This is a genomic window from Halobacteria archaeon AArc-dxtr1 (genome assembly GCA_025517425.1).
In the GTDB taxonomy this organism is placed as follows: Archaea; Halobacteriota; Halobacteria; order Halobacteriales; family Natrialbaceae; genus Halostagnicola.
On sequence record JAOPJY010000001.1, the window covers coordinates 820765 to 838902 of the forward strand.

At 62.7% G+C, this 18138-nt stretch carries 18 protein-coding genes; 8 read left to right on the forward strand and 10 right to left on the reverse strand.

Annotated features, from left to right (window positions below):
* The first annotated feature begins 98 nt into the window (after positions 1–98).
* Positions 99–725, forward strand: coding sequence for a transcriptional regulator (locus OB905_04195; GenBank protein ID MCU4925188.1), 627 nt, complete (start codon positions 99–101; stop codon positions 723–725).
* A gap of 139 nt (positions 726–864) precedes the next feature.
* Here the strand turns inward: OB905_04195 and OB905_04200 are convergent, their stop codons facing one another.
* A complete protein-coding gene (locus OB905_04200) occupies positions 865–1830 on the reverse strand; it encodes a peptidylprolyl isomerase (GenBank protein ID MCU4925189.1) in 966 nt (321 codons plus the stop codon).
* A 180-nt stretch (positions 1831–2010) separates the two neighbouring features.
* On the opposite strand from OB905_04200, the gene cyaB reads away from it, so the two are divergent.
* Both cyaB and OB905_04210 read left to right on the forward strand, forming a co-directional pair.
* Positions 2011–2556: a class IV adenylate cyclase gene (gene cyaB / locus OB905_04205; GenBank protein MCU4925190.1), complete on the forward strand. Its 546-nt coding sequence runs from the start codon at positions 2011–2013 to the stop codon at positions 2554–2556.
* Positions 2557–2641: 85 nt separating this feature from the next.
* Positions 2642–3847, forward strand: a complete 1206-nt coding sequence (locus OB905_04210) for a methionine adenosyltransferase (protein ID MCU4925191.1) — start codon at positions 2642–2644, stop codon at positions 3845–3847.
* On the opposite strand, the gene OB905_04215 is transcribed toward OB905_04210, so the two are convergent.
* The 6 genes from OB905_04215 to OB905_04240 form a co-directional block, all read right to left on the reverse strand.
* Positions 3844–4377 (reverse strand): acyltransferase, encoded by a 534-nt coding sequence (locus OB905_04215; protein MCU4925192.1) that lies wholly within the window; start codon positions 4375–4377, stop codon positions 3844–3846. The two genes, OB905_04210 and OB905_04215, sit on opposite strands and share 4 nt — an antisense overlap.
* A gap of 153 nt (positions 4378–4530) precedes the next feature.
* On the reverse strand, positions 4531–5385 hold the full coding sequence (locus OB905_04220) for an ATP-binding protein (GenBank protein MCU4925193.1): 855 nt from the start codon (positions 5383–5385) through the stop codon (positions 4531–4533).
* Between the two features lie 78 nt (positions 5386–5463).
* Positions 5464–6267: a hypothetical protein gene (locus OB905_04225; protein ID MCU4925194.1), complete on the reverse strand. Its 804-nt coding sequence runs from the start codon at positions 6265–6267 to the stop codon at positions 5464–5466.
* Positions 6268–6318: 51 nt separating this feature from the next.
* The gene (locus OB905_04230; GenBank protein ID MCU4925195.1) at positions 6319–6921 is read right to left on the reverse strand and encodes a nitrous oxide reductase accessory protein NosL; all 603 of its coding nucleotides are present in this window, start codon (positions 6919–6921) and stop codon (positions 6319–6321) included.
* Positions 6922–6928: 7 nt separating this feature from the next.
* On the reverse strand, positions 6929–7444 hold the full coding sequence (locus OB905_04235; protein MCU4925196.1) for an SRPBCC family protein: 516 nt from the start codon (positions 7442–7444) through the stop codon (positions 6929–6931).
* A gap of 66 nt (positions 7445–7510) precedes the next feature.
* Positions 7511–7939 carry an Lrp/AsnC family transcriptional regulator gene (locus tag OB905_04240; protein ID MCU4925197.1) on the reverse strand — a complete coding sequence of 143 codons (429 nt, stop codon included), beginning with the start codon at positions 7937–7939 and terminating at the stop codon, positions 7511–7513.
* Between the two features lie 162 nt (positions 7940–8101).
* Here OB905_04240 and OB905_04245 point away from each other — a divergent pair, with 162 nt between their 5' ends.
* Both OB905_04245 and OB905_04250 read left to right on the forward strand, forming a co-directional pair.
* Positions 8102–8425 (forward strand): hypothetical protein, encoded by a 324-nt coding sequence (locus tag OB905_04245; protein ID MCU4925198.1) that lies wholly within the window; start codon positions 8102–8104, stop codon positions 8423–8425.
* A 48-nt stretch (positions 8426–8473) separates the two neighbouring features.
* Entirely contained in the window at positions 8474–9616 is a 1143-nt protein-coding gene (locus tag OB905_04250) for a DUF4367 domain-containing protein (GenBank protein ID MCU4925199.1), read from the forward strand.
* A gap of 61 nt (positions 9617–9677) precedes the next feature.
* On the opposite strand, the gene OB905_04255 is transcribed toward OB905_04250, so the two are convergent.
* The 3 genes from OB905_04255 to OB905_04265 all read right to left on the reverse strand — a co-directional run bounded on the left by OB905_04255 (position 9678) and on the right by OB905_04265 (position 15236).
* On the reverse strand, positions 9678–10610 hold the full coding sequence (locus tag OB905_04255) for a thiamine pyrophosphate-dependent enzyme (GenBank protein ID MCU4925200.1): 933 nt from the start codon (positions 10608–10610) through the stop codon (positions 9678–9680).
* Between the two features lie 2 nt (positions 10611–10612).
* A complete protein-coding gene (locus tag OB905_04260; GenBank protein MCU4925201.1) occupies positions 10613–12511 on the reverse strand; it encodes a 2-oxoacid:acceptor oxidoreductase subunit alpha in 1899 nt (632 codons plus the stop codon).
* Between the two features lie 262 nt (positions 12512–12773).
* Entirely contained in the window at positions 12774–15236 is a 2463-nt protein-coding gene (locus OB905_04265; GenBank protein ID MCU4925202.1) for a malectin domain-containing carbohydrate-binding protein, read from the reverse strand.
* Between the two features lie 233 nt (positions 15237–15469).
* Between OB905_04265 and OB905_04270 the strand changes: the two genes are divergently transcribed.
* The 3 genes from OB905_04270 (at position 15470) to OB905_04280 (ending at position 18111) form a co-directional block, all read left to right on the forward strand.
* Positions 15470–16045: an NAD(P)/FAD-dependent oxidoreductase gene (locus OB905_04270; protein ID MCU4925203.1), complete on the forward strand. Its 576-nt coding sequence runs from the start codon at positions 15470–15472 to the stop codon at positions 16043–16045.
* A gap of 164 nt (positions 16046–16209) precedes the next feature.
* Positions 16210–16482 (forward strand): PadR family transcriptional regulator, encoded by a 273-nt coding sequence (locus OB905_04275; protein ID MCU4925204.1) that lies wholly within the window; start codon positions 16210–16212, stop codon positions 16480–16482.
* A gap of 117 nt (positions 16483–16599) precedes the next feature.
* Positions 16600–18111 carry an MATE family efflux transporter gene (locus OB905_04280; GenBank protein MCU4925205.1) on the forward strand — a complete coding sequence of 504 codons (1512 nt, stop codon included), beginning with the start codon at positions 16600–16602 and terminating at the stop codon, positions 18109–18111.
* Positions 18112–18138 lie beyond the last annotated feature (27 nt).

The window sequence follows — 18138 nt, forward strand, 5'->3', positions numbered from 1 at the left end:
GTCCATATTAAACTCCCTGAAAGTCCCGTCGGCGAGCATCCGACCGACATCGAGCCCTATCTTGATATTGGATGGCGAGCCCAACGTTCGACGACCGCATGTCCGACCGGATCACGATGGGCGTCGACGCGCTCGACCGGTCGCTCGGCGGCGGCGTTCCGTTCGGATTTATCGTCGCCTACACCGCCGACCCGGCCAGCCAGTCCGAGCGCCTGCTGTACCGCCTGACGGCGGAGCACAAGACTCACTACCTGACCACGGAACGGTCGGCGTCAGCCGTTCGAAACGCCCTCGCGATCGCACCCGTCGAGACGGGCGCGCCGACGATTAGGGCAGTAGACGCACGCGACCCCCTCGCGTCGGCGACCCGCCGCGTGCAGGCGCTCCCGGCGGAGGCGATCCTCGTCGTCGACACGGCCGACGTCCTGGAGTGGGCGGATCGGGAGGCCTACCTCGCGTTCCTCGAGACCCTCTCGGACGCGGTCTCGGAACGCAATGCGCTCGCGATCCTCCACTGTCTCGCGACCGACGAGCCACCTCCAAACCGCAGTCGTACCGAACACGCTGCCGACGCGATCCTCGCCCTCCGGACACAGCGGACCAGCGAGGCCGTCGAGCACCGTCTTTCGGTCCCGAAGTTCCGCGCCGGCGGACACTCGACCGACGTCCTCACGCTCGAACTAACCGACGGCGTCGCGGTCGACGAGAGCCGAGATATCGTCTAGGGGCCGGGTCCGGTGACAGGGGACGGGCCCGATGACGATCGGGCCCGGTAATAGGGGACGGTCCCGGTGACGATCGAAGAGCCGAGAAGAAACTCGTCGCTGTTCGAGGACGAACCGGACCGAAAACGATGTCAACGCGTTACTCTTCGGCGCCTTCCAGTTCCTCGACGATCTCGTCTGCGTCGACGTCGGCGTCTTCGAGGGCCGCCTCGATGTCCTCGGCACCGGCGCCGCCGCCCATGCCGCCCATCATACCGGGCATGCCCATACCGCCCATGCCGTCGATGATCTCCTGGACGATGACGCGGTCGACGTCGACCTTACCCATGAGATCCTGGGCGATCTGCTGTTTGCCCATCATCCACTGCTGGTTCATCGTCATCTGGGGAGTTGCCTCGAGGTAGAGCGACTCCTTCTCGACGGTTTCGGTCTCGAACTCGGGTTCGGCGTCGTCGTCTGCGTCTTCGTCAGGTTCGACGGGAACCTCCTCTTCGACTTCGTCGGTCTCGATCCAGAGGTCGGGCTCCATGCCGAGGTACATCTCGAACAGGCCGGCGGCCTGCTGCTCGCGGTCGTCGACGACGTCGGTGACCGTGTACTCGTACTCGACGTCCTCACCCGCCAGGGGGTGGTTGAAGTCGACGCGGGCACGGCCGCCGATAATCGTGCTGATGTAGCCCTGCTGGCCGTCGACCTGGACGTTAGCACCGGGGTAGCGGTCGTCCTCGTCAATCTTCTCGGCGCTTACAGTCTGGACGTCGTCGGGATCGTACTCGCCGAAGGCGTCGACGGCGTCGATCGTCACGGTGTCCGAGTCGCCGGCCTCGCTGCCGACGATTGCCTCCTCGACGTCGGCGAAGATGTGGCCCTCTCCGAGGACGATCGTTCGGGGCTTGAACTCCTGGCCCTGGGAATCGACGCCCTCTTCTTCTGCGACCTCGGGGTCGGTCGTGTCAACCAGCTGGTCGCCCTCGACGGTGTAGGCGGTGTACTCAATCTCGACGAAGTCGCCCTCTTGGAGCCCTTCGGCGGCGGACTCGTCGTCTGGGGACTGCTCCTCGCTAACGTCGTCGGCCTGCTCGTCGGCCTCCTGTTCTTCGCTCATACGTTGTACGTCCCTCCGTCTACATTTAAGAACGACGTTTTGGAGCGAGGCGGCCGCCGAGGCTCACAAGGGATCAGCGTGGCGACCGTGAGTTCGCCAACGTTACGGAAGAGCGGTCGTCACGGACTATCTGTCCCCGAGAGCGACCAATACTTACCCCATCCGGCCATTGGACCGGGTATGTACGAGGTCGAAGTGAAGGTTCCTGCCGAGCTCGGGGTCGTTCGTGACCGACTCGCCGAGATCGGGGCGAGCCCGACCGACGCGGTCGTCCAGCGAGACACCTACTACGACGCACCCCACCGCTCGTTCGAAGAGACCGACGAGGCGCTGCGGATTCGACGTGAGGAGCCAGCCGACGCCGAAGGGGGGTCGAGCGCCCGGGTGACCTACAAGGGCCCGCTGGTCGACGCGGACTCGAAGACCCGCGAGGAGGCCGAGACGGCTCTCGGCAACGGTGAGACGTTCGACGCGATCCTCGGCCACCTCGGCTTCGAGCCAGCCGCAACGGTTCGTAAGGAACGCGAGCGGTACCGCATCGAGGGGTACACCGTGACGCTCGACGCCGTCGACGGCGTCGGCGAGTACGTCGAAGTCGAGACCGAGGCCGAGGACCGCGAGATCGAGGCGGCCCGTGAAGGAGCGTTTGAGCTCGTAGAGCGACTCTCGCTCGATCCTGACGACCAGGTTCGGACCTCCTATCTCGGAATGCTGCTGTCGAACTGACTCGCTCGCCATATTACTATTAAGCATATTATCTGCCCGCGCTGTTTCCGCAAGTTATAGAACTACGCTGGCACAACGTCCGACAATGAGCGAACGGAATATCAGGGTCGAGCCAATCGACCGCCGGGCAGTCGAAGACCAGGAAGTCGAAATCGTCGAGCGAAAGGGGATCGGACACCCCGACTCCATCTGTGACGGGGTCGCAGAGCACGTCGCGGGCGCGCTGGCCCGGGAGTATCTAAACCGGGTTGGGAAGGTTCTACACTTCAACACTGACGAGACGCAGCTGGTTGCCGGCGAGGCCGCCCCCGCCTTCGGCGGCGGCGAGGTCGTCGACCCAATCTACCTGCTGATCGTCGGTCGGGCGACCAAGCGCTACGGGGGCGAGCTGTTCCCCGCCGAAACGATCGCCCTTCGGGCTGCGCGGGAGTACTTAGAGAGTGAGATCCCCCAGCTCACCTACGGCGAGGATATCGTCGTCGACGTCAAACTCGGCGAAGGAAGCGGCGACCTGCAGGACGTCTTCGGCGAGGACGAAGTGCAGGTTCCGATGGCAAACGACACGAGCTTCGGCGTCGGCCACGCGCCCCTCTCGGAAACGGAACAGATCGTCCTCGAGGCCGAACGTCGGCTCAACGGCCCGTTCGCCGCCGAGAACCCCTATCTCGGCACCGACGTCAAGATCATGGGCAAACGCGAGGGCGACGCCATCGACGTCACCGTCGCCGCCGCGATGATCGACGAACATCTGGCCGACATCGACGCCTACGTCGACGCGGTGGAGGCGGTCCGCGAGGAGGTCGAGGCCGTCGCCGCCGAGCACACCGACCGTGACGTGACTGTCTACGTCAACACCGCCGACGACGTCGAGTCCGGCTCGATCTATCTCACCGTCACCGGCACCTCCGCCGAACAGGGCGACGACGGCTCTGTCGGCCGGGGTAATCGCGCTAATGGCCTCATCACGCCCAACCGCTCGATGTCGATGGAGGCGACGAGCGGGAAGAATCCGGTAAACCACATCGGAAAGATCTACAACCTCCTCTCGACGGATATCGCTGAAGACGTCGTCGCCGAGGTCGACGGCATCCGCGACCTGCGAGTGCGCCTGCTCAGCCAGATCGGTCGCCCGATCGACGAGCCCCACGTCGCCGACGTCCACGTCGTCACCGAAGACGGCGTCGAACTGGCGGCGGTTCACGACGAGATCGAGGCGATCGTCGACGACGGACTCGCCAACGTCACCGACGTGACCCGGCGCGTGATCGACGGCGAGTTGACGACGTTTTAGGTTCCTGTTGGCGAGTCGGCGCCCTCTGTCGACTCACCACCCATCGGCCTGGCGGGCACACCCGCGACGGTCTCGCCGGGCGGGACGTCTCTGGTTACGAGCGAGTTCGCCGCCACGCTCGCGTCCGCGCCGATTTCGACGCCGGGAAGGACGATCGCTCCCGCGCCGATCATCGCGCGTTCACCGACGACGACCTCGCCGGTTCGGTACTCCTCTTGGAGGAACTCGTGACACAGCAGCGTCGCGTCGTAGCCGACGATAGCGTCGTCTCGTACCGTGATCAGCTCGGGCCAGAAGACGTCAGGCGTCGCCTCGAGCCCCCACGAGACGCCCGAACCGACAGTCACACCGATGCGTCGCATGAGCCAGCGTTTGAGCCGGAGGCTCGGCGAGACGCGGATAAGCCAGATCACAACGTAGTTGATCGCAACGCGTAGGGGACTTCTGGCATCCGTCCAGTGTGCAAGAGAGTTCGCACCACCCGGTGTGGGGTGCGTTCGGACCCGGTCGTGTCGGCGATCGGCGGTCACGCTCCCCGATTCGGTGGCCTGACGTATGAAACCGATCGATTTTCGACGCGACCGTGGACGACGAAGGCGACCGTAGCCGGCAAGCCCAACCCGACACAATCAGCACGGCAGCGTGATACTGAGGACGGTCCCGACAGCGTCGCCGTCATCGCTCTAGCGGTCACTGTCGCCTCGAACCTCGAGTTCGCCGTCGGCCCGGTGGACGACCGTCCGCGCGATCCACAACCCCAGTCCCTCAGAGTGAATCATCGGCGTCTCGAACTCCCGCTCGAGGACGACCCGTTCGATCGACGGGAGTCCCGGTCCGGTATCCGTGAGTTCGATCGTGATCCGGTCGGTGTGATCCGTGACGTCGAACTCAATCCATGCGCAGTCATCGTCGTGGACGATGGCGTTCTCTCCGAGTTCGTACAGCGCGGTCTCGAGCCGAGGGTCGGTTTGGATCCGGGCAGCCTCTGGCGTCTCCGTCCGAATCGTCGCGTCGGGGTACTCTTCGCGAAGGCGGTCGGCAACGTGCTCCGTGAGGTTGGCGAGGTCTATCTCGCTTCGTTCGGCCGACTCCTCGAGCAACACTTGGCGAAGAACGCTCGTCTTCTCGCCCATCAGTACGAGTTCTTCGGTATGTTCCTCGATCGTCTCGAGCCGCTCTGTCCCCTCGTCGAGGCGCCGTTGAAGCAAGGCGACGTTCCCGCCGATCACGTTACAGCTGTTTCGGAGGTTGTGTCGTAACAGTCGCAACAGGATCGTAGTCTGCTTGAGGGCACGATCGAGCCGGTCGTTCGTCTCTTCGAGCGTTCGCTGCCCGCGTTCGACCAGTACGTAGATCAACAGCCCGGACCCGGCGACGAAGGCGAAGCCCTTTGCCGTCTGAATCTGGGTGACGAGCGACGGATCGTCGACGAGCAGGTCGACAGCCTGATCCGAGGTGGCGATCCAGATCGTGCTCACAAGTACGTAGAGCGCGGCGATCGCCTTCGGCGAGGAGGGGACGGCTATCGGGTTCGACACAGGCAAACAGTGGGTCGAACGACTCGTGGACCGGGTATAATGGTTTGGATTGTCATATCATAGGGAGCGCAGACAGCATCACGAACGTCCGGAAAACTGGCGACGTGATCGCTGAGAGTCGACGAGATCGCGAAACTCGCCTCCATCAATCGCACACCTGTAGGCCGGTTTATACATCATATTCGCACCTCCCTCGACCACCGAGAAGGTGTCCGCAACCTCGTCGCGGAGATAGTACTGTGGCCGCACGTTGCCCGCTTTCGTCCGGTACTCGCTGAGTCGAATCGGGTCGCGATCGAAGAGCCCACCGGGCTCGCGCCCATCGACGAGGACAACCGTCTTTTCGGCGTGATAGCGGTCGCCGTCGACTGCACGCTTTGCGTGAGCGTTCTCCGCGTGTCGGTCGAGGATCGCCCGGCGCTCGTCTATCGACGTTTCCGGCTCGATCACGTCGACGGCATCGACAGTGAAGTAGCCGATCAGATACCGATGGGCGCGACCCGCCGGATCTCTGAGGCCGACGTAGAAGCCGACGGCGTCACCCGGCTCGAGTGTGCGCAGCCTGGAGACGTAGCCGCTGGTTCGGTGTTCGCCGTAGGAAAGCGCCTCGAAGTTCGGGTCGCGGTGAAACGGCCAGTCGGCGAGTGCCGATCCCGTCACGGCGGTCTCACCATCGTGAATTGGCTGGGGCGTTATTCGACTCGTCAGATCCGCAGCGACGCCGTCTTCGGTTCGGAGCGGCCAGGAGCCCAGCGTCGCGGATTCGGTGGTACGCTGGGTCTTTTCAGGGATCGGGATATAATCGAAGACGCCGTCGTCGAGGCGACCGAGTGCACCCAGATTCGTGCTGTCGGCACCGACACCGGCGAGAACCACAGTCATGCGAGTTCGTGGGTCACTCGCAGTGATAACTCCGGTGATCGGGGGTCGCTGTCACGGGGCGTGGCTACTCCATCGGCCGGCATCTTCCGAGCGGACGCCGTCGTACGCCGCCAGATCTGACTCGTCCAGATCGTCGTAGGAATCGACGTACGCTGTTGCATCGTCCTCGTCGGCAAATGGGAGCGGGTTGGGCGCCATTGGATCGTCGAGTCGGCCATCGTCGTGTTCCAAGACGAACGTGGCTGCCGTCGCGTCGATCGTCTCGTGGGTTTCGAAGTCGGTCACCCAGACGCCACCGACGTCGGCCTCGGGTCCGCCGAAAGCAGTCGGATCTGTGAGGTAGGCGAACAGACAGCCCGTCGTATCGAAAAAGAGCCCGCCCTCGTCTTCGTGAGCGAGCTGGGCGTTCCACTCGTCGTACTGCTGGGGCTGCATACTACAGACTGGACAGGTGCTCGTGGGGACGTCAGTCGGTTCGTCGCCCGGATGATCGACGAGTTCGAGCTCGGCGGCGTTCCCGTTCGAGCCGTCGTCGCCCGCAGCGTCGTCTCCATCGGTACCGTCGAGACAGCCCGCAACGGCTACCAGTCCGATCGAGAGAGATCCGCTGAGAACATGTCGCCGAGACCAGCCACTCGCCCGAAGACGCTCCATAGGTAAACTAGTCGGTGCGTCGCCAAAACGCGTTTGGTTCAGGTCTCTCAAGGAGTGCTCGGGTGCGCCGGTGGCGGTGTCGGAACATCGGCGCCATTCCTACCCGACCAAGGGGGCCAAGCGCGGATCCGAGGACCCCGAAGGGAAGTTCGTACTCGACGTGGTCGTGGACGATCGTGTCGGCACCGTCGGCCCGAAAGGTATGCGTGTGGTTCCAGTAATCGAACGGACCGTCGACCATCTCGTCGCGAAACCAGGCGTTGGCATCGTTTCGGTCGCGTCCAGTAATCACTGACCGAAACTGCGTTCGCGGACCGATACCGGCAGGTGCAACCGAGAGGTCGATCTCCGATCCGGATTCTAGAATCGGTGGCTCTTCGGTCCCGTCCGGACCGCGAACGGCGTCGACCCGCAGTCCGAGCCAGCCCGGTGTCAGCGCCTCCAGCCCGTCGACTTGCGAGTGAAACGCCCAGACATCATCGAGGGGCGCACGAACTCGTGTCCGGCGCTCGTAGATCGGCATGAACGGAGTACGTGCGCAGCGAGTAAAAGCAGTGGGGAGAGTACGGGCTGTAGACGGTTGTTGGAGCTACTTCAATCGCTCCTGGAGGAAGGACGGATGGGCGGCGGTGACGCCCTCGATTCCGAGAATAGACTCAGAGATCGTCTCTCCGAGCGCGTCGCCGTCTTCGGCACGGACCTCGGCCATCAGCATGTGATCGCCACTCGACGTGTACAGCGACTCGATTTCCGAGAGCGCTTTGAGCGCCCGGGTCGCTTCCACGTAGCGCTCGCTGGCGACGTCGATTCCGACGAGGGCGATGGTCTGGCTCGAGAGTTTCTTTGGGTCGACGTCCGCAGAGTAGCCGACGATAACGCCGTCTTCCTCGAGTCTATTGATATACTTTCTAACCGTCGGCTTCGAGACGTCCGCCCGGGCTGCAATATCTGCGTAGGAAGCCTGGGCGTCCTCCTCTAAGGCTTCGAGAATGCGGTCTTCGGTCCGCTGCGTGCTCATGATACTCTCTTTTACTCGGGTGGGAAAATATCTTTTGTATTCAAAAACGACGGATCGGTGATCAGTCAGAAAGTCGAACGCGAATCTGTGCACGATCTATCTCCTCGAACAGACGTACCCCAACCGTCGGACTTATTCCGCGCCCGTGCCGATAGCGACCTAATGGTCGACGTTACGATCCTCGGCAGCGTCGTCTGGCTGCTCTGTGGGATCGTTATCACGTATCTGGGCTATCTCATCGGCATCCGGGGTCGCGTCGAACTCCACGCCGCCTACGACGAGTCGGTCGATGCGAGCTACGCCGCCCGATGGGCCGGGGGGACGGCGTTGCTCATGGGCGGTCTCGTCATCGCATACGCGATCATCGATATGCGCTACGGCTTCGACCCGTACCGACTCGGCGGACTCGTCGTTGCCTTGTTGGTGCTTAGCTACGTTTCGAAGCTGTTTGCTCGCGGGTTCGGGGCTGGCGGTTCAGTGGAGTAAAGCGAAGATTCCAGTGAACTGATAGGGGTTGGTTACACAGTGGGATACATGACGTCCCCGCGTCGAATCCTGTTCGTTCTCGCTCTCATCTGCCTCTTGTTACTGGCGGGATATGCGGGGGTAGGCGTCTTCGGTGACGACGCAGACCCCGGCGAAGAGATCCGAGAAGAGGTCTCAACAGCGACGCCCCCGACTGAGCTGTCGGCGACCGTCGAGACGACCGTCGAAATCGACGGCGAGGAGTCCGAGACGGAAACGGTCGACCGCTGGCTTCGCGATGACGGGACCAGCCGAACCGAGGGTGTGGATGGCGACTACCTGATCGTCACCGACGGTGAGCAGTCCTGGCACCACGATCGTGAGACTGATTCGGTACAGACATTCGAACTGGCAGACACTGACGAGAGTCGACTCGACCGAATCTACGGGGAACACGAACGCTACTTCGAGCAGTTAGACGTCGCCGCTGTCTCCGAGACGTCCGTCGACGACCGCGACGTCTACGAGGTAACGTTCGAAACACCCACGACCGAGACCGTCGAGCGCTCGGTCGACGTCCTGATCGACGACACCGTCTACCAGCTCCCGATCGAGACCGCGATCGAGGAGACAGGAGACGAGTACGCAGAGCGCGTCACCGTCGCGTTCGACCGCGAGACGATGTTCCCGCTGTCATACGAGCTGGACGCCGAGACGACCACCCTCGAGATCACCTACACGAACGTAACCGTCGATCCCGAGCCCGGCTTCGACGACGACCTGTTCACGTTCGAGCCGCCGGAAGACGAACCGCCGGAAGAGATCGTCTTCCCGAGCTACGAGGCGTTCGATACCGTCACAGAGGCGGGAGAGGCTGCCCCCGTCGACGTCACCGAACCGTCGGCCATCCCGGAGCGATTCGACCTCGAAACGAGCGACGTCTGGGAGTACCCAGACGAGGATCGGACAGCGGTTCAGCTACGGTACGGCTCGGACGACGACGAATCGGTCCAGATTTCGGTCGGGGACGCTCCCAGAGAGATCCCGGTAACCGGCGAATCCATCGATATCAACGGGGCCGAGGCTACGCTGGCCACCACCGACCAGGGAACCGAACTCGAGTGGGAACGCGACGGACAGCACTACCACGTCTTCGGCTCAGACTCTCTCGAGTCGGAGACGGTGATCGAGATCGCCGCCTCACTCGACTGAACGCTCGCGAAGACAGCCGCGGCTACGCGCGTCCAAAAAATAACGGAAAAGCGACGTCGATCTACTTGTGGCGCTCGAGCAGATCGTAGCTACGTTCCCACTCGGCGTCCTCGTCGAAGTACCGCTCTGCGAGCGGTTCCTCGGGCATCTCGCCGAGTTCTTTCTTCTGTTCCTGGTAGGAGGGTCGTTCGTCGACGAAGTACCGGCCCGTCAGGACGCTGCCTTCGTGGAGGGCGGTTTCCGTCTCGAACATCATCTCCTGGGCCTCCTCGCGGTCGTGGATGTCGAAGTCGTAGTCGTCTGACTCTTGGATGTCCACGTACGGGACGTACTGTCGGGCGTCCTTGTTCCAGGTAGGACACTGGGTGAGGAAGTCGACGTGCGCGAAGCCGTCGTGCTCGATCGCTTCCTTGATGATCTCCTTGGCCTGGTTCGGGTTGACCGCGGCGGTGCGCGCGATGTAGGTCGCACCCGAGGTCAGCGCCGTTGACAGTGGTCGGATCGGCGACTTCGCGTTGCCGTGGGGCGTCGTCTTCGACGTGTGGCCCTTCGGGGAGGTCGGCGAGGTCTGGCCCTTCGTGAGGCCGAAGATCTCGTTGTTGAACACGATGTAGGTCATATCGTGGTTCTCCCGGGCGGTGTGGACGAAGTGGTTGCCGCCGATCCCGTAGCCGTCGCCGTCGCCACCGGCTGCGATCACTTCGAGGCCGTCGTTGGCGAGCTTCGCTGCGCGAGCGACGGGCAGCGAGCGGCCGTGGATCGTGTGGAAACCGTACGTCTCGAGGTAGCTGTTCAGTTTGCCCGAGCAGCCGATCCCCGTGACGGTAAGCACCTCGTCAGGGGTGCGTCCGACTTCCGGGAGCGCCTGCTTCAGCGCCTTGAGGACGCTGAAGTCACCACAGCCCGGACACCAGGTCGGCTGGGGCTCGAGACCGGGCGTGAACTCGTCACGGTCGATCTCGCGGTCGTCTCCGATTGCGTTGAATGCACTCATGATTAGTCACCTGCTGCGGGTTCAATTCGGACCTGTGCGGTCGGTTCCGCGTCCGAGTCGTCGACGTTGAGTTCGTACCCTTCGACGATCTCGGCTGGTTCGAACGGGTTCCCGTTGTACTTGAGAAGGCTGGTCAGTTTCTCGCCGTAGCGACCCAGTTCCTTCTGGACCAATCCGCGGAACTGTGCCGAGGCGTTCATCTCGACGACCATCGCCTGGTCGACGCTCTCTAGGAACTCGGTGAGCTCCTGTTCGGGGAACGGCATCATGTCGGAGACACCGATACCCTTGACGGCGTGGCCCTGGTCGTTGAGGCGTTCGACGCCCTCTTCGACGACACCCTGGGAGGAGCCCCAGGTGATGATGCCGAAGTCGGCCGACTCGTCGCCGAAGTACGTCTGGTTCGAGTCGTACTCCTCGTCTAGGGCCGTGCGGATCGCCTCGAGCTTGCGCAGTCGGCGGTCCATCTGTGCGACGCGGTTGTCCGGATCCTCGCTGATGTGGCCGGCGGGCGTGTGCTCGTTACCCGTGGCGAGGTACCGACCGCCCTTCTGGCCGGGCAGCGAGCGCGGACTGACACCGTTCTCTGGGTCGTGCTGGAAGCGGTGGAACTTCCCAGAGTCGGCGTGGGGAAGCTCTTCGAGTTCGTCCTCGGTAGCCGTCGAGCCCAGCGACGGGTCGGGCTCGCGGTCGAAGAAGCTGACGGGAACGTTGGTGTTCTCGCCGGAGAGCTTCTGGTCGTAGATGATGATCACCGGGATCTGGTAGTCGTAGGCGATCTCGAAGGCCAGTCGCGTCTGCTCGTAGGCCTCGGCGACGGTGCCGGGCGCGAAGACGACGCGGTTGGAGTCTCCCTGACTCGTGTACAGCGAGAACTCGAGGTCGGCCTGCTCTGGCTTGGTCGGCATCCCGGTCGAGGGACCGGCACGCATCGACTCGAGCAAGACGATCGGCGTCTCGGTCATCTCTGCGAGGCCGAGCGGTTCGCTCATCAGCGCGAAGCCGCCGCCCGAGGAGCCGGACATCGCCTTCACGCCGGCGTGGCTCGCACCCACGGCCAGCGCCGCAGCCGCGATCTCGTCTTCGACCTGCTCGGAGATCCCGCCCATGTCGGGCAGGTTCTTCGACATGATCGTGAAGACGTCAGTCCACGGCGTCATCGGGTAGCCGGCGATGAAGCGACAGCCGGCGTCGATCGAGCCGTAGGCGATCGCGTTCGAGCCCGAGAGCAGCGCCTGCTCCTCGTCGTGCTCGCCCGTCGGCACGCGCAGGTCGTGCTCGAAGTCGTACTCCTCGGTGGCCATGTCGTAGGCCTCCTGGAGGATGATCTCGTTGGCCTCTAAGACGTCGCCGCTCATCGCGTCGGCCATCAGGTCCTCGATGTGGCCGAGATCCATCTCGAGCAGTGCGGCGGTGACCCCCACACCGGCGGTGTTACGCATGACCTCGCGGCCGTGCTCTTTGGCCATCGATCGGAGATCGACCGGGAAGACGTGCCAGTCGTTCTCCTCGGCTCGTTCTTCGAGGTTGAGCGCGTCGACGTCTTCCTCGTCGATCAGCCCCGAGTCGTAGACGATGATCCCGCCCTCACGGAGTTCGTCTAGGTTCTCCGAGAGTGGCTTGACCTCCTCGTTGCCGTAGTAGGCCTCTTCCTGTGGGTTACGCGCGAACGAGTCGCCCAGCGCGAGCAAACAGTTGTAGCCGTCTCCCCGTGACTGTACCTCTTCGGCTGCTGCGCGGATTTCGACGTACGTGTGGCCACCGCGAATCCGTGACGGATAGTGTCGGTGGGTGAACACGTGCAACCCCGAGCGCATCAGCGCTTTCGCAAAGTTCTGGCTCGTCGAGTCGATTCCGTCGCCGGAACCCCCCGCGATTCGCCAGATGAGTTCGTCGCTCATAGTGAGTTCAGTGGCCGATGGGCCAACAGTGTACGGATTTTCGGCGTACGCAACCTAAAGCCTTTGCTATAGATTGCCAAGGATCTTTCGTGAAGAATGTGTGGGTAGGCACCACCGATCGCACGAATCATCACTATTGGACACCATAACGGGAGAACAGTGGCCAAAAGAACAGTACGGTGATCGGACGAACGTAGCCGAATGCCCACCCTAAGACGGACCGGTTGGGGTGGGGGAACCTACGTCCGAGCGTAGGCTGATCCTACTCGTCTTCGTCGTCGCCAGCTCCTGCACCCGCCTCACGGATTTCGATCCCACAGAACTTGGTGTTGTCCTCGTGGGTCGTCGACCGAATCGAGAGGGTTTCCTGATTGACGACAACGCTTTGCAACGTAATCGTGTGTGCAGTGTCTTCGCCGGCTTCCGCGAAGAGGTCGAGCTCTTCGGCGACAGTGGTTCCCTGAATCTGGAGGTCGAAGACGCGTGTTTCTTCCTCGTCGAAGGCCGTCTCGGCGTTGTGGACGGTCACGTCGTAGACGCCGTTTTCGATGGCGATATCGTAACCGAGGTCGGGCCCCCAGTGTTCGGTCTGGTAGAGGGCATCGTAGTCGGTGTCTTCGATCTCACCGCCGTCGTCGGCTCTACCGGGATCTCCGAACCAGTCTTCACCAGCGTCTGGATCGTCCTCGTCCCAGTGGACGTCGACTTCGTCGATGTCGTCGGGATCGTAGAGTTCCCCGAACTCGAGGCCGTCGATTTCGACGGGAACGTCGGACTGTGGATCCTCTGGGTTACCGCCCGAGTTGAATCCGAACGGCGCGGAGACCGTTGGGACTTCTTCGGCGTCAGGATCTTCGAGCGTAAAGGTGCCGAGCGCTTCGTAGCTCTTGTCCTCGCTGATGGCGGGGCTGGTCCAGTTCAGGACGGCTTCGCGGCCGTCACCGTCGTCGTTGTTGATGATGACGCCGAAGCGGAAGGAGTCACCGGGCTCGGGCGCGGCTGGGAGGATGGCCTCCCACGGAATCGTCGCCTCGTAGGTGGTCAGATTCTCGTCGTCGTCGCGGCTGGTGTCGGCCTCGATGACGTCGAGACCCTCCTCGTTTTCGCCGTCCATCCAGCGGGTGGTACTAGTCTCGCCGTCGACGTGGGAGATTCCGTCTTCGGGCCCGTACGTGCCGTCGTAGCCGGCGGCGTACTGGATGCTGTCGGCCTCCCACATGCTGCCACCCTCGAGTGCGTGGTGCTCGTCGTCGGTGACCTCACCGTGGAGGTGGAGGTTGTCGTCGTCGTAGCCGAAGTAGAACTCCGCCGAAAGCTTGTCTTCGTCGTAGTCCTCGGGGTCTGCCATTTCAAGCATTCCCTCCTCGGGCAGCAACGTGAACGACGGCTCGTCCGCAACGCCGCCTTCGACGTGCTGGATTTCGACCTCGGCCTTCTCGATCTTGAGGCCGTTGAACGCGACCCAGTCGTCGACTGCTTCGCCGAGAATCGTGAGGCTGCCGTCGGTAACCTGCACGGAGGAAATCGTCTCGCGAGCGGCGGTCGCGTAGCCAACTTCCGCGACGGTGTTCCACTCGTCGAACACGACGCTCCCGTTGATGGAGATGTCCATCACGCGCGTATCGTCCGGCTCGGTGTTGTCTTCCCAGGTTTCACCGAAGTAGAACGTGACGTCGTAGACGCCGTTTTCGAGCGGGATGTCGTATCCCAGATCGCCACCGTCGGAGCCGTGGTGTTCGCTGAGGTAGAGGTCGTCGTCGTCGGTGTCTGCAACATCGTCGACGTCGTGTGTAGACGTGCCGTAGTCTCCGAGAATCTGGATGGCGTCAGGAAGGTTCGGCGTGAACGGCACGCCGTCTTTGACTGTTGGCTCGTCGGCCTCGGAGCCGAAGTTAAACGCCAGCGGCGTCGCGAGCGGACCGACAACAGTCACTTCGAGGGTGTGATCCTCGCTGTGTGACTCGTCGCCAACCTCGTGGCTTGCTTCGGCTTCGAGTTCGAACTCGTCTTCGTCGTCCGGGACCTCGACGTGCCACTCGACGCTTTGGGAGGAACCGGCACCGAGTTCGTCGAAGCTGGTTCCGTCGTCGTCGACGATCTCCCAGCCGTCAGGGACGTCGAGGCTGACCTCGCCGGACTCCGCTGCGACGGGATAGGAGTTGTCGAACTCGCCGGAGATGGCCGCAGTACCGGGCTGGACGGTGATCGAGTCCTCGCCGAACGAGAAGATCGAATCGAGGTCCTCGAACGGATCGACGGTGAGTGTCGCGCTCTCGCTGTCGTCGTCGGTGGTAACTTCGTAGTCGTAGTCGCCTTCGTCTAAGTCGCCGGTGTCGACGTCGAAGGAGACGTCGTCTTCGGCGCCACTTTCGAGTTCGAGAGTAGCGACGTCTTCGCTGTCGCCGTCGAAGAAGAACTCGACGTCCTGTTCGCCGTCTTCCTCACCGGTATTCTCGACCGTCGCCGTGACCGTCACCGACTCGCCGAGCGAGACGCTGTCGTCGCCGGGCTCGAGAGCAGTAATCTCGAACGTGTCCGACTCCGCTGGCGGCTCGTCGTCACCATTTGCGTCGTCCCCGTTTGCGTCGTCGCCATTCTCGTCATCGTCGCCGAGGCAGCCGGCAGTAATCCCAGCAATACCCGTCGCCCCAACCCCCTGGAGGAATCGACGTCGATGTTTGTTGACTCGCCCTTCGGCACCATCTGTGTTCGCTTTATCACTCATTAGTGAACCACTTGCATAGGAACAGTATTTTTCGCCACATATATACATATCGGTAAATATTGCAACTAGAATTCCAGTGTGATTATCTCAGGTATGTCGTGTTTACTCCATCGGTAAATAGAGGTTATTTCGGTGGGCAAACGGATTGGTGCCTGGCTGCTGACAGTCCAGGGAATCGAAAAAGAAGTTCCGGATGTACAACGCTTTTATCGACCGGCGCCGGACATTGTTGTATGGTAGACGTTGCAATTGTCGGCGGCGGCCCGGCGGGACTGAGCGCGGCCCTGTTCACCGCGAAGAACGGACTCGACACCGTTGTCTTCGATACAGACGAGACGTGGATGCACAAAGCACACCTGTTCAACTATCCCGGCGTTCGGAGCCTGAGTGGCAGCGAGTTCATGGCGCTGACCCGCGGGCAGGTCCGAGATCGCGGCGCCGACGTCCGAACCGACGAGGCAGTGACCGGTGTCGAAGACACCGACGATGGCTTCCGCGTCGAGACCGAATCCGACGAGTACGACGCCGAGTACGTCGTTCTCGCGACTGGAGCCGATCGGTCGGTCGCCGAAGAGATCGGGTGTGCGTTCGACGACGACGAGACCGTCGCGGTCGACCTCGACATGGAGACCAGCATCGACGGGCTCTACGCGACCGGTGCGATGGTTCGACCCGAGAAGTGGCAGGCGGTTATTGCGGCTGGCGACGGTGGTGCTGCGGCGCTCGATATTCTAAGCGCCGAGCTGGGCGAACACTACCACGATTTCGACGTTCCTGGAGACGTTCCGGAGCTCTCCGACGAGCTGTAACTGCCGTCCACGATTTCGAGCCGTCTTTCGGTAACACGCTGCCTCGCCCACAAGGAGTTATATAGTCACTGGCACTAGTCGCTCGGCTACGATTCGAAAGGCACCGACTGATGGGAGATATGACCTCCGTAACAAATAGTGCTCGAATGTGATGTGTTGCCGAGATGGACGACCTCACAGGGTTTCAGCGTGATCTGTTGTACGTGATCGCTGGAGCCGACGACCCGTCAGGACAGGACGTCAAAGAGGAGATCGAAACGTACTACGAGTCAGACATCAATCACGGTCGGCTGTATCCGAACCTCGATACGCTCGTCAACAAGGAGCTCGTCGAAAAAGGACAGCTCGACCGGCGGACCAACTACTACACGATTACCGACGACGGTATGGACGCAATTGAACGGCGTCGAGGGTGGGAAACACAGTTTCTGGAATGAGCTGAGACGTAGCGTTCCGGACTATCGATCGCCACGCCGTGAGCGGCGCGGAACCGGTCACCCCTGCCGCGGTGGGAATTGCTTTTTACCGCCATCGGCAAGCCTCGGGCGGTTCTCGTGGCCAGACAGGTACCGAATCCGTTCCGACTGCTGATCCTCTGGATCGGGCTCGGGCTGGCGAGACTTGGTCTCGTCGACGCCCAGCGAGCGCGTCGGACCACCGACCTCGCCTGGCCGCGGATCGTTACCGGTCTGGCCCGGATGTCGAAAAACGCCGTCGACGTCGCGATGGTCGGCATCGCCGTCGGCTCCGGGGCGATCGCCGGTGTCGGATTCGCGGCACCGTACTGGGGGCTGGCATTTACCGTCGGCGGCGGCGTCGCCGGCGGCACGATCGCGCTCGTCTCCCAACGATACGGCGCCGAGGCGACCGAGCAACTCGGGCAAGCCATCCGGTCGAGCGTCGTTCTCGTACTCGCGATTTCGCTGCCGATCGTCGCCATCTTCTGGACACAGTCGACGACCCTTCTGTCGCTTCTAAGCAGCGACCCAGAGGTGGTCGAGCTCGGCGCAACGTATCTGCAGTTAGTCGCACTCGGCGTCCCCTTCGCCGGACTGAATCTGATCGGGAGCCGGACGTTCGTCGGGATGGACGACTCCTGGACGCCGATGGTGCTTCGCGCGGGCGGCGCGGTCGCGAACATCCTGCTAAACGCCGTGCTCATCTTCGGGCTCGGAATGGGGGTGGCCGGGGCCGCGCTCGGGACCGTCCTCGCGAACGTCGCGGTGACGTCGGCGTTTACGGTCGCACTCGTTGCGGGCCGCCTGCCCGGCTTCGAACCGTTCCCGGTCAGCGTCGATCCACTCGGACGCTACCTCGATGCGGAGACGATTCGGGACCTCGTTCGGATCGGCCTTCCCGTGATGGGGACGAACCTCGTCTGGACCGCCGCCGAGTTTCCGATGCTCGCCATCGTGGACATCTTCGGCCAGGACACCGCGGCAGCGTACGTCATCGCCCGGCGCATCTGGGGGCTGATGAACACACCGGGTTGGGGATTCGGGCTGGCCGCTTCGAGCCTCGTCGGCCAGTCGTTGGGAGAGGGTGACGAGCGGACCGCCGAGCAGTACGGCCGGGAAATCGTCCGTTTTTCGGCGGGCGTCTACGTCGTCTTCGCGGCTCTGGTCTTCGTGTTTGCCGAGCCGATCGTACTCGGGTTCACCGACGATCCCGGAGAGTTATCCGTCTCGACTGCGGTGGCACTGATTCGCGCAGCCGCACTGGCTGCCGTTTTCCAGGGCGTGACGACCGGTGCCTCCGGCGCGCTGAACGGAAGTGGGGACACTCGCTGGCCGTTCTACAGCCAATTTCTGGGGACGTTCGGGCTGGCGATTCCGCTGGCGTATCTCGGCGCAACGTCTGTGAGCGTTCCCGCACTCACGATTCCAGTGTTCGGACTCTCGCTTCCCGGTGTGACAATCCCGGCGATCGGGCTGACCGGACTCTACCTCGCCTTCTTCGCAGAGGCGATGGTACCGGCGGCGATCAACTACTACCGGTTCACGACGGGAAAATGGAAGGCGATCGGCCGGGAGTTCCGACCGGAGTCGGCGAGCGCAGACGACTGACGACACGGCCTGAGTAGGCGGATACGC